The organism is Paraburkholderia sp., assembly GCF_034668105.1.
Taxonomy (GTDB): Bacteria; Pseudomonadota; Gammaproteobacteria; order Burkholderiales; family Burkholderiaceae; genus Paraburkholderia.
Genome location: NZ_JAXDPY010000621.1, coordinates 1 through 2,590 on the forward strand (window position 1 = coordinate 1; position 2,590 = coordinate 2,590).

At 63.2% G+C, this 2,590-nt stretch carries 2 protein-coding genes; both read right to left on the reverse strand.

Features of this window, described 5'->3' with window-relative positions; translation table 11 throughout:
• Positions 1–32 precede the first annotated feature (32 nt).
• Complete coding sequence (locus QOC89_RS27285) at positions 33–1,832, reverse strand: type I polyketide synthase (RefSeq protein WP_323047875.1); 1,800 nt, start codon at positions 1,830–1,832, stop codon at positions 33–35.
• Between the two features lie 14 nt (positions 1,833–1,846).
• Positions 1,847–2,590: beta-ketoacyl reductase (locus QOC89_RS27290; protein WP_323047876.1), on the reverse strand; the 744-nt coding region annotated here is incomplete at its 5' end.

Sequence of the window (2,590 nt, forward strand, 5' to 3'; positions counted from 1 at the left end):
CGCGAGGTCGCATCGTTTTCCGCCAATTCTTTCTATAACTCGATGTCGCAGTGCCGGCGCAGCTCAACGTCGCATTGCTTCAGCGCCTCCTGGAACACGGGAACAGCCTCGAACAACTCAAGTCCCATCCGCGGCCATTGCGGACCCTGACCACTAAATACGAATACCGGCCGCGGATCGCGCGCACGCTGGCGCCGTCCGCTCGCTACACCCGCAGGGAGCGCTCCGATCGCGAACTGATGTAGACATTCAGCCAGCTGCTGCCTCCCCTCCGCGACCACGGCAAGGCGATGGTCGTGGTGAGAACGGCGCAGTGCCGCGGTAAAGCAGATGTCGTCGATCTCGTCGGGCTCACTCAGCACGCGATCAGCATAGCGCCCTGCGAGACTCTGGAGCGCCGACTCGCTTTTAGCCGTGACGACAAGCAGGCGATGTTGCGCAGTCGGTCTGTCTGCGCTGATCGGTGGCGCGGCAGGCAGCCGCGGCGGCTCCTCCAGGATCGCGTGCGCGTTCGTGCCACTGAAGCCGAAAGAACTGACGCCGGCCAGCCGCGGCACGGGACCGCGCGGCCATTCTGTGTGTCGCGTCGGAACGTAAAAGCGTGAGCCCTCAAGATCGAGGTGGGGATTGAGTGTCTCAAACAGTGCCTGCGGCGGGATCGCGGCACGCTCCAGAACGAGCGTTGACTTTATTAGGCCGGCGACGCCGGCGGCTGCCTCAAGATGCCCAACGTTAGCCTTGATGGACGACAGCGCGCAAGGAATGGCATCGTCCGAGCGATCACCGAGCACTTCGGTAAGCGCCTCAACCTCTATCGGGTCGCCAAGCTGCGTACCGGTGCCATGCGCCTCAAAATACCCGATATCGCGGGCGCTCACCTGGCCGGAACGAAGCGCACGACGGATCACATCCTGCTGGGCAAGGCCGTTCGGCGCCGTGAGATCGGTGCTACGCCCATCCTGGTTGATAGCCGTGCCGCGGATGATAGAGCGTATCCTATCGCCGTCACGCAGCGCATCTGCGAGACGCTTGATGATGACGACGGCGCCTCCCTCCCCGCGCCCGAAGCCATCCGCCCGCGCATCAAATGTCTTGCAGCGGCCGTCAGGCGCGAGCATACCCCACTTGCCCAGCGACAGGTAAGTCTCCGGGCCAAGAAGCAAACCGGCCCCGCCGACGATCGCGAGGTCGCACTCCCGGTTTCGCAGGCTCGTGCAGGCGAGGTGGGCCGCCACCAGCGATGAAGAGCATGCGGTATCGATGATGATCGCCGGCCCGCTCAGATCGAGCAGGAACGAAATGCGCCCGGCGGCGATGGCAGGCGAGGTACCAGATGCGGTGTGTGCAGCTATCTGGTCCGCATCGGCATGTTGATACCGCAGGAAGTCATGATTATATATAGCCGCGAATACGCCGGTGGCGGAGCCGCGCAGCCGCTCCGCCAGCAGTCCTGCGTCCTCGATGGCCTCGATAGACAGCTCGAGCAGCATGCGTTGCTGCGGATCCATGTGGGCCGCCTCGCGCGGGGCGATGCCGAAATAATGCGCATCGAAGCGGTCAATGTCGTCAAGGAATGCACCTTTTAGTAGGTCCGGCGCCGTGTCTGGAATCGTGCCGCGTAGATCATCAGCCGTGAAACGGTCAGGCGGCGCTTCGGTTGCGACATTCCGGCGAGATTCGAGCAACTTCCACAGCGAGTCGGTATCGGTGACGCCCCCCGCAAAACGACAGCCGATGCCGATGATCGCCAACGGCTCCGCCGCGGCCAGCTCGAAATCCAGCGTCTTCTCGCGCAGTTTGAGCGCGGCCAACGCGATCTTGGCGCCTGACATTGTTCGCATGGTCGTCATTGCTCGCCCGCGCCGATCAGTGCCCGAAGGGCGTCCTCGTCACTCATGGCAGCCATGGCGGAAGTCGCTTGCCAGTGGGTATTGCCGCGATTGGGTCCTGCCTCTGCGATTTCCGAATCACCATAGAGCTTTGAAAGCAGATGCCGCGCCAGGGCTGCAACGGTCGAGTGGCTCCAGAGGACCATGGCCGGGACGCGCATTCCGATACTGGACTCGATGTAACGACGGAATTCCAGAGCGGTAAGCGATTCGAGGCCGAGTGTGCCCATTGGCGCATCGACGTCAACTTTGTCCGGAGACAACCGCAGAACCTTGGCCAACAGACCCTGCAAATGCTCGATGAACATCGGCGCCCGCTGATCCGGCTCGGCAGCGTCCAGCGAAGCACGCACGGTGGGCTCGAGAGATTTCACCGCTGGCATCCCCGGCGATGCAAGTTCTTGTACGAGCGATGGCAATCGCACGCCTCGAGCGGTCATCCCAAAGCGAGACCAGTCAGCTGGAACGACCGCAGCGTTGGCAATTCCTGCCTCGAGCAGAAGTCCGAGCGCCGCAGTGCCGGTGGTTGCCGCAAATTCCCGGATACCGCGGCGACCGAGTTCCTCGACAGTACGCCGCCCTCCTGGTGACTGTGCTAAGCCCAGCTTCGCCCAAGCACCCCAGTTCACCGCAAGTGCTGGTACGCCACGCCGGCGCAAATCGTCGGCCAGCGCGTCGAGGTAGGCATTGGCCGCGGCATA

What these genes read in the sequence shown, in the direction of transcription:
- QOC89_RS27285 (WP_323047875.1), bottom strand. Translation starts at nt 1,832, where the DNA reads ATGTCAGGCGCCAAGATCGCGTTGGCCGCGCTCAAACTGCGCGAGAAG.